A 21,684-nucleotide genomic window follows, 5' to 3' on the forward strand; every position below is an offset into this window, starting at 1 on the left:
AATGTATCTTTATGTATGCTCTGGAAATTGAACAGTTAATAAAAACTTATGCTGGTGGCTTTGAAGCCTTAAAAGGCGTGAGTTTAAGCGTTAAAAAAGGTGACTTTTACGCGCTGCTTGGCCCTAATGGTGCCGGTAAATCTACCACTATTGGTATTATATCCTCTCTGGTTAACAAGACTTCAGGTCAGGTTAAAGTATTCGGTTATGACATAGATACCGACCTTGAGTTAGCAAAGCAGAACTTAGGCTTGGTTCCTCAAGAATTTAATTTCAACCCTTTTGAAACCGTTGAACAAATTGTACTTCAGCAAGCTGGTTACTACGGTGTGCCAAGACCGCTAGCGAAAGAGCGTGCTGAAAAGTACCTGACTCAGTTGGACCTATGGGAAAAGCGTAACGAGCGAGCTCGTAATCTGTCTGGTGGTATGAAGCGTCGTTTGATGATTGCTCGTGCATTGATGCATGAGCCACAATTGCTGATCCTAGATGAGCCTACTGCTGGGGTTGATATTGAACTGCGACGTTCAATGTGGGAGTTCCTCAAAGAGATCAACGAAAAGCAGGGCATTACCATTATCTTAACAACGCACTACCTAGAAGAGGCAGAAATGCTGTGTCGTAATATCGGTATCATTAATCGCGGTGAGCTGATTGAGAATACAACGATGAAGTCATTACTTGGTAAGTTAAGTGCGGAGACTTTTATTTTTGATTTAGAAGAGGGCGTGTCTGGACCTAAGCTAGAAGGTGTAAATAGCCAAGTGATGGTGAATGGCTCATTAGAAATCGAAATTGATAAGAACCTAGGTTTGAATACGATCTTTGCTCAATTAAGTGAGCAAAATGTAAAAGTCCTTTCTATGCGTAATAAAGCAAACCGTTTAGAAGAACTATTTGTGAGTATTGTCCGTGAAGGGAGCAAATAATATGTACAGTCTATACTGGACCGCTTTCCGCAGTTTATTGAGCAAAGAAATCAATCGCTTCACGCGTATCTGGGTGCAAACATTAGTTCCGCCCGCGATTACTATGACGTTGTATTTCATCATTTTTGGCAATTTGATTGGTTCCCGAATTGGTGAGATGAATGGCTTTAGCTACATGGAATACATTGTTCCTGGTTTGATCATGATGTCGGTGATCACCAACTCTTATTCTAATGTCGCTTCCTCGTTCTTTAGTGCTAAGTTCCAAAAGAATATTGAAGAGCTGTTAGTCGCACCTGTTCCCAACTATGTGATCATTGCGGGTTTCGTAATGGGCGGCGTGGTACGTGGCTTATTGGTGGGCACGATAGTGACGTTTGTTTCTCTGTTCTTTGTTGACCTGCAGGTTGACCATTGGGGCGTGATCATAGCGACTGTATTTTTGACTTCAGTGGTGTTTTCGCTTGGTGGTCTAATTAACGCGGTATTTGCTCGCACATTTGATGATATCTCAATTATTCCGACATTCATTTTAACGCCGCTGACGTATCTTGGTGGAGTTTTCTATTCAATCAGCTTATTGCCTGAAATGTGGCAGAGTGTGTCTAAGTTGAACCCTATCGTTTACATGGTGAACGCGTTTAGATATGGCTTCTTAGGTGTATCTGATGTCGGTATTGTGACGTCATTTGGTGTGCTAGGGGCATTCATCGTAGTGCTATATGGAATCGCACATTACTTAGTGACAAAAGGTATTGGCTTACGTAGCTAGTATGTTTGGATATACGAATTACTGAATAAGAAAAAGGTCGATATTAATCGACCTTTTTTATGTTTTGCACTCTAGGAAGGAAACTGATTATTCAGCGGTTTCTTCTTTCATTTCTTCTTTCGTCTCGGTAACCAAATCTAGAACTTGGTTATCGATAAGACGAGTCTTACCTAAGAAAGCAGACATCAAGATAACAGCTTGCGTGGAATCAGCGGTAATCGCTTGCATAGTTTTCGCATCACAGATGAAAATCTCATCTGGCTGTAAGTCAGCTGCGCGTAGTTGATCGTTCGCATCTTCAATCACTGAAGCGTAATCATCACGACCACCACGGATAGCACTGCTTATCCAACGCATTGTGCGCGCTAGAACTGGCGCTCTTTGGCGTTCATCTATAGTTAGATTACTATTACGAGAACTCATGGCTAAGCCATCCATTTCACGAACTGTCGGCACTCCAATAATTTCAATATCGAGTGCTAAATCTAATGTCATTTGGCGAATCACAGCCAGTTGCTGAAAATCCTTTTCACCAAAGCATGCAAAGTTAGGCTGAACAATGTTAAATAACTTGGTCACTATGGTGGACACACCGCGGAAGTGACCTGGGCGAGAAGCGCCTTCTAGCATATGAGATATGCCTGGTACTTCAACGAAAGTCTGCTTATCCAAACCTTCTGGGTACATGCTCTCTGGAGTTGGTGTGAAGACCAGTTCCACACCTTCACCAGTTAACTTACTCAAGTCAGCTTCTAATGTGCGAGGGTAGTTATTTAAGTCATCCGTGCGATCAAACTGCATTGGGTTAACAAAAATGCTAACCACAACAATATCGGCATGTTCACGAGCTTTTCTAACTAAAGTTAGGTGTCCTTCGTGAAGATTGCCCATTGTTGGTACAAACGCAATAGTACGGTCATCTCGTTTGTATTGTTTGATTTGCTCACGAAGAGCCGCTATATCAGCAAAAGTTTGCATCATTACTCCTAAGCGATTGTGTGAGCGTCATCTGGGAAGATTGCACTTTCTACATCTTCTTTATATTTCGCTACTGCTTTACGCATATCGCCAGTTTCAACTAGGAAATTCTTAGAAAACTTAGGCATGTAGTTTGCTGAGATACCAAACATATCATGCATTACTAAGATTTGACCGTCAGTCACGTTGCCTGCACCAATGCCTATAACTGGTACATCACAAGCTTCTGTAATTCGCTTTGCTAATGATGCAGGTACGCATTCTAATAGAACAATTTGAGCACCGGCATCTTGAAGAGCAAGTGCATCAGCAACCATTTTATCGGCTTGCTCATCATTGCGACCTTGAACTTTATAGCCACCAAAAATATTGACTGATTGTGGCGTTAGACCAAGGTGGGCACAAACAGGTACTGCACGCTCTGTTAGCATTTTAACGGTATCAACCAACCAGCTTCCGCCTTCGATTTTAACCATGTTAGCGCCTTCACGCATCAGTGTTGCCGCGTTTTCACAAGCTTGCTCTGGTGTTGCATAGCTCATGAAAGGCATGTCAGCCATTAACAAACAGTTTGGGCTGCCAGTACGAACAGAGCGAGTATGATAAGCAATATCTTGAACCGTTACAGGCAGTGTGTCTGTTTTACCTTGAAGCACCATACCTAGAGAGTCGCCCACTAATAAAACTGGGATTTCTTGGCTTTCAAATAATTGGGCAAAACTCGCATCATAAGCTGTAGACGTTGCAAATTTACGACCTTCTTGTTTGCACTTGATTAAGTCGTTAATGGTTACTTTTTTCATAATAATTCCTTACTGTATTTGGCTATCTCTGCCAAACATCGAGCCCATTCTTATCTACTGTTTTCAGTAGGTCAGTCAGCTCTGCCCCATCAGGGAGTTGTAAACTTGGTGCGATTTCAGCAAGCGGATAGAGCACAAATTCACGCTCTTTCATTCCATAATGTGGAACAGTTAAACGCTCCGAATCGATCACCTCATTGCCGAATAGAATGATGTCGAGATCCAAAGTCCTTGGTCCCCAACGTTCATCTTTACGGACACGCCCTTGCTCTAACTCAATTTTTTGTGTGCAATTGAGCAGTTCAATAGGCGTTAATTCAGTTTGAATAGCCACGACCGCATTAATGTAATCAGGTTGATTTTGCGGCCCCATTGGAGTGCTACTATATAGCTTAGAAGTCGCAATAAACGTTGAGCGCGGTAGGCTTTTTAATGTTTCGATGGCCAGATTTGCTTGGCTCACCGGGTCGGCAAGGTTACTGCCAACCGCGATATATGCCGTGATCATTCTGCAGGCTTACTTTTCTTTTTACGGTAGGTTTTACGGCGGCGGTTACCTGATGATCTACCCGGATTTTCCACATCATTAGCCATTGCTTGACGCATGTTTCTACCTGCGTTTTGGAAGGTTTCCCACCATTTAGCAAGGTCTAGAGCTTCACCTTGTTCAACTTCGCCACGCATTTCTAAGAAATCATAACCTGCACGGAATTTGTTTAATTCCATAAGGCGGAAAGCGCGTTTACCATTACGACGAGGTAAACGAAGCTGTAGCTGCCATATCTCACGAATGGTTGCTGTATGACGGCGTGGAATAGCAAGAGACTTCACTTGTTGATCTAAGATCAGGTTGCTTGCTTCCATTATTGCGTCGTAGTGCGCAACACCTAGTTCAGCGACTAATTTGTCTGCCAGCTTATTCATTGGGTACCAAAGAATAGCCGCGAACATGAAGGCTGGGTTAACGCGTTTGCCGTCTTCAATACGAAGGTCAGTTGAATCTAATACCAAATCTAACATTTGCTCAGTTTCTGAAGAATAATCTTCAGTAAAGTGTTCAGCAATTGTTGGGAAAATTTGTTGGAATAGATTGTATTCACGCATTAAGTGGTACGTTTCTAAACCGTGCCCAGATTGCAGCAGCTTCAGTGATTCTTCATACAGACGTGCGGCTGGGATATCTTTTAGAAGGTGTGCAAGATGTTCAATTGGATCGGCTGTGTCTTCTTCGATGTCAAAGTCGAGTTTGGCTGCAAATCTCATTGCACGAAGCATGCGTACCGGATCTTCGCGATAACGAACTTCAGGCTCACCAATAAGGCGAATCAACTTATCTTCAAGATCTTCTACGCCACCTGCGTAATCGTGAATGCTGTAATCACTAATGTTGTAGTACATAGCGTTAATCGTAAAGTCACGACGTTCAGCATCTTCATCGACACTTCCGTAAACATTGTCACGAAGAAGCATGCCTTCTTTTGATTGAGCAGAAACATTTTTCGATGGTTCCTGATGGTGTCCGCGGAAAGTCGCGACTTCAATAATGTCTCGACCAAACATGATATGCGCAAGGCGGAAACGGCGACCAATCAGACGGCAGTTTCGAAATAAATTTTTGATTTGTTCTGGTGTTGCGTTTGTCGCAATATCAAAATCTTTTGGCTGGGTACCGAGTAAAATATCGCGTACGCCACCACCGACTAAAAATGCGTCAAAACCCGCACCATTCAGCCGATAAAGCACTTTTAGTGCATTGTCACTGATCTGCTTGCGTGAAATATTGTGCTCTTGGCGAGTGTAAATACTCAGAGCTAATTCATGAAAGCTACGTTGTTCATTTGGGGTATTGTCGTTTGTATTCATTAGTTTATAGCAAAGTTGGTATCGCCAACTTTGATTTTCTCTAGTCAAAAGTGGTGTTGCTGCGCGTAATTGCGGCTAATAATAGCCTAGCGCGAGGCATTTGAGAATATGAGCGTGACCGTAAACCATTCTGAATGACGGTATTTTTGCGCTCAAAGACCATTTTAGCTGTCGTGTATTTGCTGCAAAGTGTTTGGTAGCAGGGTTAAATCCCAATTTTTGCAGCCCCATAATAGAATATCGTCTATTGCTGAGGTTGCTATGTTTTTAGGGATATTAAATCCTAAAAACTGCATTGCTGTCAGTAATGTCGGTACTGGGTTATCTATATCAATAGCCGTTGCGTAGTTTTGCTTCGACAATTTTTGACCATTTTTATCTGTGGCAAGCGGCAGGTGCAAATAACTGACTTCAGGATGCCCGAGCATCTTGTATAGGCTAATTTGCCGACCTGTTGGCTCAATTAAATCAGCGCCTCGAACCACTTCGGTTATCCCTTGGTCGATATCATCCAGTACGACCGCGAGATTGTAAGCAAAAAGACCATCTCGCCTTTTGATTATAAAATCTTCTTTTGCCAATGCCGGTGGAATATCAATTTGACCATGACGTAAATCTTGGAAATGCTCAACAGGGTATTCCATCGCTAAGCGCACCGCACTCATTGAGGCGTTATTGATATTCTTATGACGACATGCGCCCGTATAAAAACCACCTAATTCTTTTATCTGCTTACGAGAGCATTGGCAAAAGTAGGCTTTATCGGTTAATAGCCACTGCTCAATTTGAGCTTGATACAATTCATGCCTTTGGCTTTGATAAACCACTTCACCATCCCAAAATAGATGGTAGCTTTTCAGTGTTTGTAATATTAGTTCAGCAGCGCCAGCCATTTCTCGGGGCGGGTCTAAATCTTCAATTCTAACGAACCATTGTCCACCGTTGGCTTTAGCTTGAAAGTAGCTGCCTAAGGCGGCTACTAAAGATCCAAAATGCAAAGGACCTGATGGAGAAGGCGCAAAACGCCCAATATAACTCATGATTTGAACCTAATATTTCAACGAAGAAGAGGAATAAAAACGATGCCGGGATGAATTAAGGGCTCATAACCTGAATTCTGGAAACAAGAAAGGGAGCTATCGCTCCCTTTCTTTATATTTGCTAAGGCATTAACCCTGCATTTGCTTCTCTTTAATTTCTGCAAGTGTCTTACAGTCAATACAAAGATCCGCAGTTGGGCGAGCTTCAAGACGGCGGATGCCAATCTCAACACCGCAAGAATCACAGAAGCCAAAGTCGTCTTCTTCGATTTTATCTAGTGTCTTTTCAATTTTCTTGATCAGACGACGCTCACGGTCGCGGTTACGCAACTCTAGGCTGAACTCTTCTTCTTGTGAAGCACGGTCAACTGGATCTGGGAAGTTTGCTGCTTCGTCCTGCATGTGGTGCACAGTACGGTCAACTTCAACCCTTAACTGGTTGCGCCAAGCTTCTAAAATCTTGGTAAAGTGTTCAGTTTGCTCAGGTGACATGTACTCTTCACCTGGCTTTTCTTGATATGGTTCAACACCAGCGATGGCTAGGATGCCTAGCGCTTTTTTCTTAGATTCTGGCATACAGCATCTCCTATTTACACCTAGTCAACTGCTAAGCAGCTAATTTTTAGGCGGGTATCTATAGCAGAAAGATGTGGTGCTGGCAAACTCTTGTGCATAAACTTGTAATCAATGTGAACTATCAGTGCTTTTGTTTAATTCCTGATAAATCTCAGTGAGTGTTTAAGTTTCATTTGAGTATTGCTTAGTTCTGCTTTATAGCAAAGAACTTCAACTCCAGCGTCTTGTGCTTGTTTTAGTAATAATGAATATTTGGCGTCTATATGGTGTGCCGAAGAGACTTTTTCAATACCTGAATGTAAAACAGTGAATAAAAGTACAGCTCTGCTTCCAGATTCGACCATTTCTGTGAGTTCGCGCAGATGCTTTTGACCTCTCGTGGTCACTGTATCCGGAAAATAGCCTTGTCCCTGTAAGGTATCATCCAAAAGTGTGACGCTTTTTACTTCAACATAGCAACTTGGTTTATCTGGATCGTTTAAAAGAATATCAATACGGCTATTTTCACTGCCATATTTCACTTCAGTGCGTAATTCTTTGTACCCTAAGAGTTCAACTATAGCTCCATTTTCAATCGCTTCCACCGCGAGTTGGTTCGCCCTTGCAGTATTAATGCAGATCTTATGACCTTCTAAGGTTTCAGAAAGCTCCCAACTATTGGGGTATTTACGCTTTGGATTGTCAGATGTTGAGTACCAAACGGTGTCACCTTCAGTTGCACACCCTGTCATTGCACCAGTATTAGCACAGTGGATAGTGCGCTCGCTGCCATCAGGTAAAGTAATGTCAGTGAGAAAGCGTTTATAACGTTTAATGAGTGTGGCTGGTTCTAATGGCGGTTTGAAGTGCATTTTACTTATTTCGATAGATGGGTTTTTATGTACAATATTGGCAACATTACACCATAAGGTCTTCCCATTGTCACAACTTCCTCCGTCGTCAACGCTACCTATTGAAGCTGTGATCCCAGAATTAATATCTGGTGTCCAAAATAGTACCCAACTTATCCTTAAAGCTGCGCCTGGTGCCGGGAAATCTACGTATTTTCCTTTGCAACTCGTCTTATCAAAAGCGGTGGCAGGAAAAATTATCATGTTGGAGCCAAGGCGTTTAGCCGCAAGAAATATTGCGACGTATTTGGCTCAGCAATTGGGGGAACAAGTAGGAGAAACGGTTGGCTATCGTGTTCGCGGGGAAAGCAAAGCAAGTTCTTCAACTAAGCTGGAAATTGTCACTGAAGGGATCATGACGCGAATGATCCAAGCGGATCCCGAACTTGCCGGTGTCGATTTAGTCATTTTCGATGAGTTCCACGAAAGAAGCATTCACGCTGATACAGCTTTAGCTTTTAGTTTGGAGATTCAAGAAGCATTGCGTGATGATCTGAAAATTGTGGTTATGTCAGCAACGCTGAATCAGCAAGCCTTACAAAGCCTACTTCCAAGCGCGGTTTATGTTGAATCTCAAGGGCGCTCATTCCCCGTAGAATTTCATTATCGTCCGCTTTCATCGAATGAGTATGTTGAAGCTAAAATGGCGCGCCAGATAGAGCAGTTAATGGCTTCAGAATCGGGTTCATTACTGGCTTTTCTGCCCGGTGTGTCTGCAATTAAACAAGTAGAAAAGCAGCTGCATCATTTAGGTGACGAGGTTGATGTTTGCACATTATATGGTCAATTGAACTTTTCACAGCAGCAGCAAGCCATTTCACCAGCTCCGAAAGGGCGTCGTAAAGTGGTTTTAGCCACCAATGTTGCCGAAACCTCTTTAACCATTGAAGGTATTCGAATTGTGGTGGATTCTGGGTTGGAAAGAGTCGCTAAGTTCAATTTAAAAACAGGTATCACTAAATTAGAGCAAGTAAGAATTTCTCAATCTTCAGCCGAACAAAGAGCAGGTCGAGCTGGGCGTATCGAGGAAGGGGTATGTGTTCGCCTTTATTCGGAAGAGCAACTTAAACAGCAACCGTTAGTCCCAGAACCAGAGATTTTACATTCAGACTTAGCCCCATTGGTAGCTGAACTTGCCCAGTGGGGAGCTAATGATGCGAGTGATTTACAATGGTTGGATATCCCTCCCCAAGCAAGCACCCAACAAGCCTCGCAGTTATTAGAAAAACTTGGCGTGCTAGATTCGAAAGGATCGCTTACTGCTTTAGGTAAGGAAGGGAAAAAGCTTGGTTTAGATCCTCGTATTGCGAGCATGTTAGTCAAAGCATCTAAGCAAAATAACGCGCTACTCAATGCTGCTTTAGCGATTGCCGCTTTGCTGGAAGAGCCTGAACGAAATGTCAGTGATTTGCAGCACTCCTTACATCGGTTAAAACAAGGGACTCACACTAAAACGAAGGTTGTTTTGCAAAGAGGGCAAAGCTTAGCTCGTAAATTCCACTGCTCTTTTGATGAAAAAGGAGTCGATGAATCGTTAATCGCATTGACTTTGTGCTTGGCTTTTCCTGACCGTTTAGCTCAGTCCAGAAAGGTTGGGGATGGTAAATTCCTTCTTGCTAATGGGCATGGCGCAGAGATGCGGTCTGATAATTCTATGATAAATAGTGAATACATTGTCGCGATTGATTTGATGAGAACTTCAAACAGTGCCAGCCAAATTTTTTTAGCGGTTGATGTAGATATTGACCTCTTAGAAAGCACTTTTCCTGAATTGTTATCAATTGAAGAGTATGTTGATTGGGATGAAAAGAGAGGACGTTTAATTGCAGAAAAGCGTTCGTGTATTGGTGATCTAGTTATTCATCGAAAAGCATTACCAGAGCCCAACTCTAGTCAAATTACCGAAGCAATGTTGAGCTATATTCGACGCAGAGGTTTAGCGTGTTTGAATTGGACGGAGTCGGCATCTCAATTACTTGAAAGAATCCGTTGCGGTATGCTTTGGTTACCTGAGCAAGAATGGCCGACTATGGATGAAGATAGTTTACTTCGAGATATAGAGAACTGGCTTGCTCCTTATTTGGTTTCTGTTAAATCCGTTAAAGGGTTAGCCAATGTCTCTGTTGAGCAAGCTCTACTCGCCCGATTAGGGTGGCCGCTCAATAAAGATATTGATAATTGGCTTCCAACTAAATACACCATGCCTACAGGATCTCAGAAAAGAATCCGATATGATGGAAAATCGGAGCCAGTGATTTCAGTACGTATGCAAGAAGTCTTTGGTGAGCAAGACTCTCCTATGATCGCTTTAGGGCGAAAGAAAGTCGTGCTAGAACTGTTATCGCCCGCTCAGCGACCCTTACAAATTACTCAAGACTTGGCAGGTTTTTGGGCTGGAGCGTATAAAGAAGTGCAAAAAGAAATGAAAGGGCGATATCCCAAACATCCATGGCCAGATGACCCTGCGAACCATGTTGCGACGACAAAAACTAAACGACAGCTGAACCGATAATGACTAAAAAAATTGCTCAAATTAGACTTAGCGCTCCTAAAAAAGCACCACCTAAAAAGGCGCCAGCTAAAAAATCACCAGCAACAAAAGCGGCTAAGCCTCGTAAGCCAAGAGCAGCTTCTAAAGGTAAAGGCAAAGCCAAATCCACAAAGCAAAAATCATCGAAAGGATGGTTAAAAACATTGTGGAGCATTGGCTGGAAGTCAGCTTTGGCAGTGGCAGCGGTTTTATTATTTGTCGGTATCTATTTAGGCACGATAGTTAAGCAGAAATTTGATGGGCAATTATTTGACCTACCGACTGTTGTGTATGCTCGCGTCCTGCATTTATCACCAGGCACTCAAGTAAGCATTGAGCAGATTCGTAATGAACTGGACGTATTGAACTACCGGAAAGTTCAAGCGCCAAGACACCCTGGTGAGTACTCATCATCATCGACCAAAATTGAATTGATTCGTCGACCTTTTGAGTTTGTCGATGGTCCTGAGCCTGATCGACATATTATGTTGTTCTTCAAAGGTAATGAGCTCACTCGTATTAAGTCTCTTGAGCAAGATGCAGGTATGGGGTACTTGAGAATTGAACCTAAAATGTTGGGCATGCTTGAAAAGAGTAATGATGAACAACGTTTATTCTTAAGACGAGAGCAGTTCCCAGAAGTGATGGTTGATGCGTTGCTGGTAACAGAAGACCGAAATTTTTATCAGCACGAAGGGGTATCACCACTGGCGATTGCCCGAGCGATGGTCGTGAACGTAAAAGCAGGAAGAACGGTTCAGGGTGGCAGTACGCTGACTCAACAATTAGCAAAGAACCTCTTTTTATCCAGTGAGCGAACCATATGGCGTAAAGTGAGAGAAGCGTATATCGCGCTGATTTTAGATTACCGTTACAGCAAAGATCAGATCTTAGAAGCTTACTTAAATGAAGTGTATGTGGGGCAAAGTGGTGGCGAAGCGATCCATGGTTTTGGTCTTGCTTCTCGCTTGTACTTTGGACAACCCGTTCAAGAACTAAGAATTGATCAAGTTGCTCTTCTTGTTGGAATGGTGAAAGGACCTTCCTATTACAACCCCGTTCGTTATCCTGAAAGAGCTAAAAAGCGCCGAGATCTCGTTTTACGCTTGATGATGCAGCAAGATATTTTGACGGCTGAGCAGTTCAATGAAGCCGCTAGCCGAGATCTAGACATTCAAGATAACCCTCGTATCGCTAGCCGTCAGCCTGCTTATTTCCAGCAAGTGAATAGAGAACTTAAGCAATATGTAGGTGATAAGTTTCAAGCTCAAGCTGGGCTACGAGTGTTTACCTCTCTTGACCCTGTCTCGCAAGATAAACTAGAAAAATCGATAGCTTATAAAGTGCCGTCTTTAGCCAAAACCGCAGGAGACAAACTGGAAGCTGCTGCGATAGCTGTTGACCGAAATACTGGTGAAATTCGAGCGATGGTTGGAGGCAAACGAACCGGATACGATGGGTTTAATCGAGCGTTAAATGCTAGCCGCCCAATAGGATCGCTCGTTAAGCCTGCTGTGTATCTAACCGCGCTCCAGCAGCCAGATAAGTACACATTAGCGACCACACTAATGGACACACCTTTAAGCCTCAAAGGGAGTAAAGGAAGTGTGTGGAGCCCTCGAAACTTTGACAGGAAATTCCGAGGTGAAGTGCCTATGTATGTGGCACTGTCGAAATCTTATAACGTACCGACTGTACGTTTAGGGATGCAGCTTGGCATTAAAGAGGTGTCAAATACTTTAGAAAAGTTAGGGGTTGATAAAAGCGAAATAAGACCTGTGCCTTCAATGTTCTTAGGTTCATTTTCACTGACGCCATATCAAGTGGCTCAGATGTATCAGACCTTAACTAACTCTGGTCGAAAAGCGCCATTATCAGCCTTGCGTTCTGTAGTGGATTTTGATGGTAATGTGCTTTATCAATCTATCCCAAGAGTCTCACAAAGTGTGGACCAACAAGCTGCATGGCTGACAACGTATGCGATGAAAAAAGGTGTTTCAGAAGGGACCGGACGATTTTTAGCGAGCCAATTCTCATGGGCGGCGCTTGCAGGAAAAACGGGCACCAGTAATGATAGCCGAGACAGCTGGTTTGTTGGAGTCGATGGCCGAGAAGTGACCACTATTTGGCTAGGGCGAGATGACAACAAGCCGACGAAATTAACGGGCTCTAGTGGTGCTTTGCGAGTATATGCCGATTATTTGCAGCAACGTATCCCTGAAAAACTGATCTTACCGTGGCCGACGAATATTGCGACAGCACATTTTAACCGAAGTGCGCAGGGCGGTTTAACATTTGATTGTGATGGTTCTATCACCATTCCAGTTTGGGATGAAAAAGGCGAAATAAAGCAAGGCTGTGAAAGTCAGCCAAAACAGTGGCTAAAAAAGCTTTTTCAGTGGTAGAGTCGCTATAGAAAACAATGACAAGGAATGAATTTAGATGGTCGTATCCCGTTGGCTAAATAGCTATGTAGGTGTATTGAGCGCTGTATTTAGTTTTAGTGTACTAGCTGATAGTACGAATATATCTGAAAATATTGCAGCTGCAGAAAACGCTGTGGTAGCAAAGTCAGAGTCTTTATCTCAGGATGAGAAAACACGCCCAACCGTTGCGGTGGTCTTGGCTGGTGGTGGTGCGAAAGGCGCCGCTCACATTGGTGTTCTAAAAGCACTTGAAGAGATGCAAGTCCCCGTTGATTACATAACAGGTACTAGTATGGGAGCTTATGTCGGTGGCTTGTACGCTACGGGCATGAGCGCTGAAGAAATTGAAAGTTTCATCTATACGATTGACTGGAATAAAGGTTATCGAGACAGGGTTAACCGCAGTGAACGCCGTGTTAGAGATAAAGAGTATGAAGATCGTTACCAACTAACGACCGATCTTGGCTTACGTTGGGGCGAGGTACGAGCACCAAAAGGTGTGGTGCAAGGTCAAAATATGCTGCGCATTTTACGTGAAACGACCGGAAACCTCTCTCAGCTTGAATCATTTGATCAACTTGCCGTGCCGTATCGTTCCGTTGCCACTGATATTATCGAACTAGAAGAAGTTGTTATTGATAAGGGCTATTTGGTTGACGCTATGATGGCCAGCATGTCGGTGCCAGGTGCATTACCTCCTTATGAACTGGATGGAAAAATGCTCGTTGACGGTGGCGTGACCAACAATATGCCTGTTGATGTGGCAAGAGTCATGGGCGCTGATATTGTGATTGCCGTTGATATTAGTACTGACTATAAAGATGAAGAAGACTTTACAACGTTTTTAACGGTGGCAGATCAACTCTCAAATTATCTTGTTCGTCGCAGTACTCAAAGGCAAGCTAAAACGCTTAATGAAGAGGATGTATTTCTTCAGCCGGATGTTGGAGAAATGGAAACGACTGAATTTGATAAAATGCCAAGTGCCTATCAGGCGGGTTACGACATTGCCTATCAATTTGAAGACCAACTAAAAGAATTGTCTGTAACGAGTGCTAAATTTCAAGGTTACATTGATCATAAGCAAGCAGCACGAAAGCAGTTAAGTCATATTGATAATGTTGTTGTGGATAGCGTCACCATCAATAACAATACGCACTATACCGATAAATTGCTTAAAAACCGTTTGGATTTAGAGAGTGGTGACGCTCTAAAAACTCGTGACTTAGAATCGAGTGTTCAAGAGCTATATGCCTTAGACCGATTTGAGCTCATTACTTATCGGTATGAAAAAGTCGGTGATGAAGACCATCTATTTGTGGATGTGGATGAAAAATCTTGGGGACCTAATTACCTCAACTTTCGTTTCTACTTGGAAGATGACTTTGAAACAGAAAGTACCTATGCGTTAGGGATGTCTGCAAATTTCACCGATATAAATGCACATGGTGCAGAGCTAAGAACCAATATTGAGATGGGAACGGATAAGCTCATTGAGGTTGAATTGTTTTCACCTTTCTTTTCAAAAGAAAAACTGTTTACGTCCGCATCATATACATACAGCAAACAGAAGCGAAACTTGCCAGCTTCAATTGATGCTATTGAAAAGCCTTCTCTAGATGTGACGCAAGATTTCATCCCTTTGACTTATCTAGAGAATATAGGTGAAATCGCTTTTGGCTATCAACCGACTTTATGGCAGGAGCTGAAGTTTGGCGCCCGTTATACAGATGGGAAGGTAGATTCGTCATCACTTTCTTCTATAGGTAGTGTGGACTTTACTCGTACAGGGGCATTTGCCGCTTATCGGTTAGACACATTAGACAGCTTTAGTCTGCCGACAAAGGGTTACTATTTCGATTTTGAATATTTAGTGTCGCACGATGATACTCATTCGAATGTCACAGGGACTCCTAGCGAAGATGCTAGCGATACTGTATTCGAACTCAATGCAAAGTTTTTAGCCGCACAAAGCTATAAAAGACATACTTTAGTCGCAAAGCTCGATTATGGTGTTGTTGAGAGCAAAAATGCTACTTTTCCAATTGATCCCAAAGAGCTTGGTGGTTTCTTAAATCTATCTGGTATTCCTCGAAATAGTTTAATTGGACAGAACTTAGCTTACTCTAGTTTAGTGTACCGATATAAGTGGTTTGAAAATGACTTTGGGTTATTCCAATCCCCAGTGTATCTAGGTGCGTCGATAGAGCATGGGGGAGTTTGGTCAGACAATAACTTAAAACTGAATGAAGCTCCAATGTACACAGCAGGGTCAATATTTACGGGTGTTGATTCCCCTATTGGTCCTATTATTTTTGCATATGGTAAGACTGAAAGTAACTATGATTCTGTTTACTTAATCATCGGAACATCTTACAAATAATCAATTATTTGATAGCAGGTAAAACGCATAAATAGCCAAAAAAGTTAGAACTTTAGTCTTAACTTGCTATGTTGGTCAAAATGATGAGATTTTAATTTATCGTTAAATTTGCTATTGTACTGCCCACAGTTTGGCCTCTCTGGCGCTGCTAATTATTCTTTGTATGTTCTCATAAAGGTCAAAGATAGTTAGTTGAATTGGCAATGGAGAGCCAAGTTTCCAAGGATGTTCACTCCATCATTATTCTCAATATAGAGTAATGATAATAAATGGAGGAACCGCAATGAGAGGAAAAAGTCGTGCTTGAAGCCTACCGTAAACACGTCGCAGAGCGTGCTGCCGAAGGAGTTGTTCCTAGACCGCTAAATGCCGAGCAAGTTGCTGGCCTAGTTGAACTACTTAAAACCCCACCTCAAGGTGAAGAAGAGGTTCTTCTTGATCTACTAGAAAACCGTATTCCTCCTGGTGTTGATGAAGCTGCTTATGTAAAAGCGGGCTTTTTAACTGCAATTACCAAAGGTGAAGTCGAATCACCATTAGTAAGCCGTGCTAAAGCTGCTGAATTACTTGGTACCATGCAAGGCGGTTACAACATTGAATCACTTGTATCTCTATTAGAAGATGCAGAACTTGCTCCTATTGCTGTTAAAGCGCTGTCGCATACTCTACTCATGTTTGACGCATTCTATGATGTAGAAGAGAAAGCAAAAGCGGGCAATGAATTTGCACAACAAGTTCTTCAATCTTGGGCTGACGCAGAATGGTTTACTGCAAAAGATAAAGTTGCAGAAAAAATCACAGTTAAAGTTTTTAAAGTGACTGGTGAAACGAACACCGATGACTTATCTCCAGCACCTGACGCTTGGTCACGTCCAGATATTCCAGTACACGCAAAAGCGATGCTGAAAATGGAACGTGACGGTATTATCCCTGACGAACAGGGCAATGTTGGTCCAATCAATCAAATTGAAGAAATGCAAAAAGACGGTATTCCACTGGCTTACGTTGGTGATGTTGTTGGTACCGGTTCTTCACGTAAATCGGCAACAAACTCAGTACTTTGGTTTATGGGTGATGATATCCCATTCGTACCAAATAAGCGTACTGGCGGTGTTTGTCTTGGTGGTAAAATAGCTCCAATTTTCTACAACACAATGGAAGATTCAGGTGCACTACCAATTGAACTGAACGTACAAGACATGAATATGGGCGATATCATTGATATCTACCCGTATGAAGGTGTTGTTCATAAAAACGGTTCTGTGATTTCAAACTTTGAGCTAAGCAAAGTATTGCTAGATGAAGTTCGTGCTGGTGGCCGTATTCCACTGATCATCGGTCGTGGTTTAACAGGTCGTGCTCGTGACGCTCTAGGTCTAGCTGAAACTGATTTGTTTGCTAAACCAATCGATCCTTCAGCTTCTGACAAAGGCTACACGCTAGCTCAGAAAATGGTAGGTAAAGCATGTGGCGTTGAAGGTGTACGTGCTGGTCAGTACTGTGAACCTAAAATGACAACAGTAGGCTCGCAAGATACTACGGGTCCTATGACGCGTGATGAACTTAAAGATCTGGCGTGTCTTGGTTTCTCTGCAGACCTTGTAATGCAGTCTTTCTGTCACACATCTGCATACCCTAAACCAGTTGATGTAAACACTCACCATACACTGCCTGATTTCATCATGAACCGTGCGGGTGTTTCACTTCGTCCGGGCGATGGCGTTATCCACTCATGGTTAAACCGTATGCTTCTTCCTGATACTGTAGGTACAGGTGGTGACTCGCATACTCGTTTCCCTCTTGGTATTTCATTCCCTGCGGGTTCTGGCTTGGTTGCATTTGCGGCGGCAACAGGCGTTATGCCTCTTGATATGCCTGAATCTATCTTGGTTCGCTTTAAAGGTGAAATGCAACCGGGTATCACGTTACGTGACCTAGTACATGCCATTCCACTTTACGGTATCAAGCAAGGTCTACTAACTGTTGAGAAAGCAGGTAAGATCAACGAATTCTCTGGTCGTGTACTAGAAATTGAAGGTGTTGAACACCTGTCTGTAGAGCAAGCATTTGAGCTTTCTGATGCATCTGCTGAGCGTTCAGCTGCAGGTTGTACTGTTAAGCTATCTCAAGAGTCTATCGATGAGTACCTGAACTCGAATATCGTTATGCTTAAGTGGATGATTGCTGAAGGTTACGGTGATGTTCGTACGATTGAGCGTCGTATCACGGCAATGGAAGAGTGGGTAGCGAATCCTGAGTTGCTATCTGCTGATTCAGATGCGGAATACGCGCATGTTATCGAGATTGATCTTGCTGATATTGACCAACCAATCCTATGTGCGCCAAACGATCCAGATGATGCTCGTCTTCTTTCTGATGTTCAAGGGACAGAGATTCAAGAAGTGTTCATCGGTTCTTGTATGACCAACATTGGTCACTTCCGCGCTGCAGGTAAGATGTTAGAAGAGTTTAACGGCTCACTAAATACTCGCCTATGGGTTGCTCCGCCAACGAAGATGGATAAAGACCAACTGACAGAAGAAGGCTACTACGGCATCTTCGGTCGTGCTGGGGTACGTATCGAAACTCCGGGTTGCTCACTATGTATGGGTAACCAAGCACGTGTTGCTGACGCTTCGACGGTTATGTCTACGTCTACTCGTAACTTCCCGAACCGTTTGGGTAATGGTGCGAACGTTTACTTAGCTTCAGCTGAGCTTTCTGCTGTTGGTGCGATTCTAGGTCGTATTCCAACGAAAGAAGAGTACTTAGAGTACGCTGAGAAGATTAATGCAACAGCTGCTGATACATACCGTTACCTGAACTTCCATAAAATGGGTCAGTACACGGAAAAAGCAGATACGGTTATCTTTCAAGAGCCTGCGTAATGCCTTGGGATAGCGTTCAGTAAATTCTTCTGGGTAAATGAACTAAACGCCTTCTAATATAGAAGGCGTTTTTATTTGTTGTCTTTTATATAGAGTGCTTAGATACATAGAGCGCTTAGAATTTTAGGCTCAGGCTCTCTTAAACCTATCAAGCTCGATCTCTTACTATCTTCGCTATATACTCTCGCCTCATTTTTATCTCTTGCCTGGAAGTCATTATGGAATTCGAATTTACAAGAAACACTTTGATGGGTGAATACTACGTAAAATGCAGTATGGGACACGAAATCATTGGTCGTTGGCTTCAGGAAGAGATAGGTAAAGATAAGCAAAAACTGAATCAAGTGATGGATGCTATTGAGCGCTCTCGCTCGAATATGAGTACAGAAACCGCTTTATTGGGCAAAGAGATTAGTTTGTCGATCAATGAAGATGAAGTCACCATACAAGAAAATGTACTTGGTCATGGTGAAGAGATGGAAGAGAACAGTGAGTTCGATTTCTATAACTGCGAAAGTACCGCAAGCTGTGGTATTGATGACTTTGAGCTACTGATGACTAATTGGTTAGATTTTTTAGGTTATACAGAATTTTAGTTACAGAGTTAGAGTCCGACACTCATTGTGAGTCTTTTTGATTTACTCAGTGTTGCCCTGAAATGAGGCAACAAAAAATTCCGCTTCAAGATAGTGAAGGCTCGCACCGTTATGGTGCGAGCCTTTTTGTTTTTAAATGCTACAAAACACTATTTGTCCATAAAAACAATTAGTTATGTTTTTGGCACGGTACTTGGATTGTTATTAAGTAGTTAACGGATTACAGCGAACATCTTAAAGGAAATGCTATGAAACTAATTAACGCAATTGTAAAACCATTCAAGTTAGATGATGTGCGAGAAGCACTTTCAGATGTCGGTATTGAAGGCATGACAGTTTCTGAAGTGAAAGGTTTTGGTCGACAAAAAGGTCATACAGAGCTTTATCGCGGGGCTGAATATCAAGTTGATTTTCTGCCAAAAGTAAAACTAGAAATCGCGACTCAAGCTGAAAATGTAGACCGCGTAGTAGAAGCGATTACTCAAGCTGCGCACACTGGAAAAATTGGTGACGGTAAGATTTTTGTTTACGACCTAAGCCAGGCTGTACGTATTCGTACTGGTGAAATGGACTCGGAAGCACTTTAAAGATTATTAGGGATTGGAGATTTATATATGGATATCTTAACAACAGTAACGGAGTTACGTTACGCACTAGACACTTTTTTCTTCCTCATTTCAGGTGCGCTCGTAATGTGGATGGCAGCTGGTTTTGCAATGCTTGAAGCTGGTTTGGTTCGTTCAAAAAACACCACTGAAATTTTAACTAAGAACTTTTGTTTATACGCGATTGCTTGTACAACTTTTTTAGTGGTTGGCTACAACATCATGTATGTCGATAACGGCGAAGGTGGATGGTTGCCATCATTTGGTACTCTAATTGGTACTCAAGGTGAAGGTGCAGACCACTCATTAGAATCAGACTTCTTCTTTCAGGTTGTATTCGTAGCTACCGCGATGTCAGTTGTATCTGGTGCAGTTGCTGAGCGTATGAAACTGTGGTCATTCCTTATTTTCTCTGTAGTACTGACAGCATTCATTTACCCAATGGAAGGTTACTGGACGTGGGGCGGTGGTTTCCTTGCAGAAGCTGGTTTTAGTGACTTCGCAGGTTCTGGTATCGTGCATATGGCAGGTGCATCAGCAGCGTTAGCCGGTGTTCTATTACTGGGTGCTCGTAAAGGTAAATACGGTAAGAAAGGTGAGATCTACCCGATTCCTGGTTCAAACATGCCACTTGCAACTTTAGGTACATTCATCCTTTGGTTCGGTTGGTTTGGTTTCAACGGTGGTTCTCAACTAATGGTTTCAGACTTTGAGAATGCAACGGCTGTAGGTCAAGTATTTCTAAACACGAATGCAGCAGCAGCAGCAGGTGCGATTGCAGCACTATTAGTATGTAAGACAACTTGGGGTAAAGCAGACTTAACAATGATACTTAACGGCGCGTTAGCTGGCTTGGTTGCTATCACGGCAGACCCTCTATCACCATCGCCTCTATTTGCTGTTGCTATCGGTTCAGTTTCTGGTGCTCTAGTGGTATTCAGTATCATTGCTCTTGATAAAGTGAAGATTGATGATCCAGTAGGTGCTATCTCTGTACACGGTGTGTGTGGTTTCTTCGGTCTAATGGCTGTACCGCTTAGCAATGCTGATGCAACATTCGGTGCTCAACTATTCGGTGCTGCAGTAATCTTTGCATGGGTCTTTGGCGCAAGTTTAGTGGTATGGGCTATTCTTAAAGCAACAATAGGCATTCGTGTAACAGAAGATGAAGAGTTAGAAGGCATGGATATGCATGACTGTGGCGTAGGTGCTTACCCAGAGTTTGTATCAGTGAAATAAATCATTTACATAGATTTACATTTTAGCCTCTTGAAACCTGCTCTGATGAGCAGGTTTTTTATCGATTTAACATTGTGTTTATATTGGAGATACATATAATAACGCAACTGATATAGATTATCATTTCGACATAAAGGATTTTACTAATGAAAAAACTGCTAACACTTTCAGCTTTAGCGTGCAGTGCATTTGCTCCAACAGCGATGGCTGCGGAAGAAGTGAACGTATACTCTTACCGCCAACCTTTCCTTGTTGAACCAATGTTCAAAGAATTCACTAAAGAAACTGGAATTAAAGTAAACGTTAAGTTTGCTAAAAAAGGTTTAGCAGAAAAATTAGCTCAAGAGGGCGAATACAGCCCGGCAGACGTGGTATTAACTGTTGATATCAGCCGTCTATCTGAGCTAACTGGAAAAGATTTAGTTCAATCTGTAAACAGCGATGTTCTAGAGAAGAACATTCCAGCTCAGTACCAAGATACTGACAACGAGTGGTTTGCTCTAACAACCCGTACTCGTAGCGTTTACTCTTCACGTGACCGTGTTGGTCGTCTAGGTGAAGACTTCACGTATGCTGATCTAGCTAAGCCTGAATTCAAAGGTAAAATCTGTACTCGTAGCGGTAAGCACCCATACAACGTTTCTCTAGTATCTTCTATGATTGCTCATAAAGGCGAAGCAGAAACTAAAGAGTGGTTAGAAGGCGTAAAAGCAAACTTAGCTCGTAAGCCTCAAGGTAATGACCGTGCACAAGTTAAAGCTATCAAAGAAGGTCTATGTGACGTTTCTCTTGGTAACAGCTACTACTTAGGCAAAATGGTTAATGATAAAGAGCAAAAAGCTTGGGCTGACGCTGTTTACATCAACTTCCCTAACCAAGAGACTACGGGTACTCACGTAAATATCTCTGGTATGGCAATGGCTAAATTCTCTCCAAACAAAGAAAATGCAGTTAAGCTAATGGAATTCCTATCTGGTAACGTGGCGCAAGGCATGTACGCAGAAGTAAACTACGAATACCCAGTTAAAGCTGATGTTAAACCTTCTGAGCTAGTTGCTTCTTGGGGTGAATTCAAAGCAGATACGATTTCTCTAGACCAAATTGCAGATCATCATGAAGCCGCAATCAAGCTTCTAGATGAAGTGAAATTTGACCTTTAATCGGAA

17 protein-coding genes are annotated in these 21,684 nt (G+C 42.6%); 10 read left to right on the forward strand and 7 right to left on the reverse strand.

The window, feature by feature from the left end:
* Positions 1 to 11: 11 nt before the first annotated feature.
* Complete coding sequence (locus F0226_RS10810) at positions 12 to 929, forward strand: ABC transporter ATP-binding protein (RefSeq protein ID WP_171735640.1); 918 nt, start codon at positions 12 to 14, stop codon at positions 927 to 929.
* Position 930: 1 nt separating this feature from the next.
* On the forward strand, positions 931 to 1,701 hold the full coding sequence (locus tag F0226_RS10815; RefSeq protein ID WP_171735641.1) for an ABC transporter permease: 771 nt from the start codon (positions 931 to 933) through the stop codon (positions 1,699 to 1,701).
* Between the two features lie 87 nt (positions 1,702 to 1,788).
* Here F0226_RS10815 and panC read toward each other — a convergent pair whose 3' ends face one another.
* From panC to sfsA, 7 genes are all read right to left on the reverse strand, one after another.
* Positions 1,789 to 2,679: a pantoate--beta-alanine ligase gene (panC, locus tag F0226_RS10820; RefSeq protein ID WP_171735728.1), complete on the reverse strand. Its 891-nt coding sequence runs from the start codon at positions 2,677 to 2,679 to the stop codon at positions 1,789 to 1,791.
* A gap of 8 nt (positions 2,680 to 2,687) precedes the next feature.
* The gene (gene panB / locus F0226_RS10825; protein WP_171735642.1) at positions 2,688 to 3,482 is read right to left on the reverse strand and encodes a 3-methyl-2-oxobutanoate hydroxymethyltransferase; all 795 of its coding nucleotides are present in this window, start codon (positions 3,480 to 3,482) and stop codon (positions 2,688 to 2,690) included.
* A gap of 22 nt (positions 3,483 to 3,504) precedes the next feature.
* Positions 3,505 to 3,990: a 2-amino-4-hydroxy-6-hydroxymethyldihydropteridine diphosphokinase gene (folK, locus tag F0226_RS10830; RefSeq protein ID WP_171735643.1), complete on the reverse strand. Its 486-nt coding sequence runs from the start codon at positions 3,988 to 3,990 to the stop codon at positions 3,505 to 3,507.
* On the reverse strand, positions 3,987 to 5,345 hold the full coding sequence (gene pcnB, locus F0226_RS10835; RefSeq protein ID WP_171735644.1) for a polynucleotide adenylyltransferase PcnB: 1,359 nt from the start codon (positions 5,343 to 5,345) through the stop codon (positions 3,987 to 3,989). The genes folK and pcnB overlap by 4 nt, the downstream gene beginning before the upstream one ends.
* Before the next feature lie 164 nt (positions 5,346 to 5,509).
* Positions 5,510 to 6,385 carry a tRNA glutamyl-Q(34) synthetase GluQRS gene (gene gluQRS / locus F0226_RS10840; RefSeq protein ID WP_171735645.1) on the reverse strand — a complete coding sequence of 292 codons (876 nt, stop codon included), beginning with the start codon at positions 6,383 to 6,385 and terminating at the stop codon, positions 5,510 to 5,512.
* Between the two features lie 129 nt (positions 6,386 to 6,514).
* Positions 6,515 to 6,961, reverse strand: a complete 447-nt coding sequence (dksA, locus tag F0226_RS10845; protein ID WP_137373400.1) for an RNA polymerase-binding protein DksA — start codon at positions 6,959 to 6,961, stop codon at positions 6,515 to 6,517.
* A gap of 134 nt (positions 6,962 to 7,095) precedes the next feature.
* Positions 7,096 to 7,812, reverse strand: coding sequence for a DNA/RNA nuclease SfsA (sfsA, locus tag F0226_RS10850; RefSeq protein ID WP_171735646.1), 717 nt, complete (start codon positions 7,810 to 7,812; stop codon positions 7,096 to 7,098).
* A gap of 112 nt (positions 7,813 to 7,924) precedes the next feature.
* On the opposite strand from sfsA, the gene hrpB reads away from it, so the two are divergent.
* From hrpB to F0226_RS10890, 8 genes are all read left to right on the forward strand, one after another.
* Positions 7,925 to 10,363, forward strand: coding sequence for an ATP-dependent helicase HrpB (gene hrpB, locus F0226_RS10855; RefSeq protein ID WP_345776514.1), 2,439 nt, complete (start codon positions 7,925 to 7,927; stop codon positions 10,361 to 10,363).
* Positions 10,363 to 12,786, forward strand: a complete 2,424-nt coding sequence (gene mrcB, locus F0226_RS10860; RefSeq protein WP_171735648.1) for a penicillin-binding protein 1B — start codon at positions 10,363 to 10,365, stop codon at positions 12,784 to 12,786. Before hrpB ends, mrcB begins: the two co-directional genes overlap by 1 nt.
* 37 nt (positions 12,787 to 12,823) lie before the next feature.
* On the forward strand, positions 12,824 to 15,190 hold the full coding sequence (locus F0226_RS10865) for a patatin-like phospholipase family protein (RefSeq protein WP_171735649.1): 2,367 nt from the start codon (positions 12,824 to 12,826) through the stop codon (positions 15,188 to 15,190).
* Between the two features lie 299 nt (positions 15,191 to 15,489).
* Positions 15,490 to 18,078 (forward strand): bifunctional aconitate hydratase 2/2-methylisocitrate dehydratase, encoded by a 2,589-nt coding sequence (gene acnB, locus F0226_RS10870; protein ID WP_171735650.1) that lies wholly within the window; start codon positions 15,490 to 15,492, stop codon positions 18,076 to 18,078.
* A gap of 218 nt (positions 18,079 to 18,296) precedes the next feature.
* Entirely contained in the window at positions 18,297 to 18,674 is a 378-nt protein-coding gene (locus tag F0226_RS10875; RefSeq protein WP_171735651.1) for a YacL family protein, read from the forward strand.
* A 248-nt stretch (positions 18,675 to 18,922) separates the two neighbouring features.
* Positions 18,923 to 19,261, forward strand: coding sequence for a P-II family nitrogen regulator (locus tag F0226_RS10880; protein WP_137373407.1), 339 nt, complete (start codon positions 18,923 to 18,925; stop codon positions 19,259 to 19,261).
* Positions 19,262 to 19,288: 27 nt separating this feature from the next.
* Entirely contained in the window at positions 19,289 to 20,518 is a 1,230-nt protein-coding gene (locus tag F0226_RS10885) for an ammonium transporter (protein ID WP_171735652.1), read from the forward strand.
* A gap of 146 nt (positions 20,519 to 20,664) precedes the next feature.
* Positions 20,665 to 21,678 (forward strand): Fe(3+) ABC transporter substrate-binding protein, encoded by a 1,014-nt coding sequence (locus F0226_RS10890; protein ID WP_171735653.1) that lies wholly within the window; start codon positions 20,665 to 20,667, stop codon positions 21,676 to 21,678.
* Positions 21,679 to 21,684 lie beyond the last annotated feature (6 nt).

Source organism: Vibrio sp. 99-70-13A1, assembly GCF_013114625.1.
Lineage (GTDB): Bacteria > Pseudomonadota > Gammaproteobacteria > Enterobacterales > Vibrionaceae > Vibrio.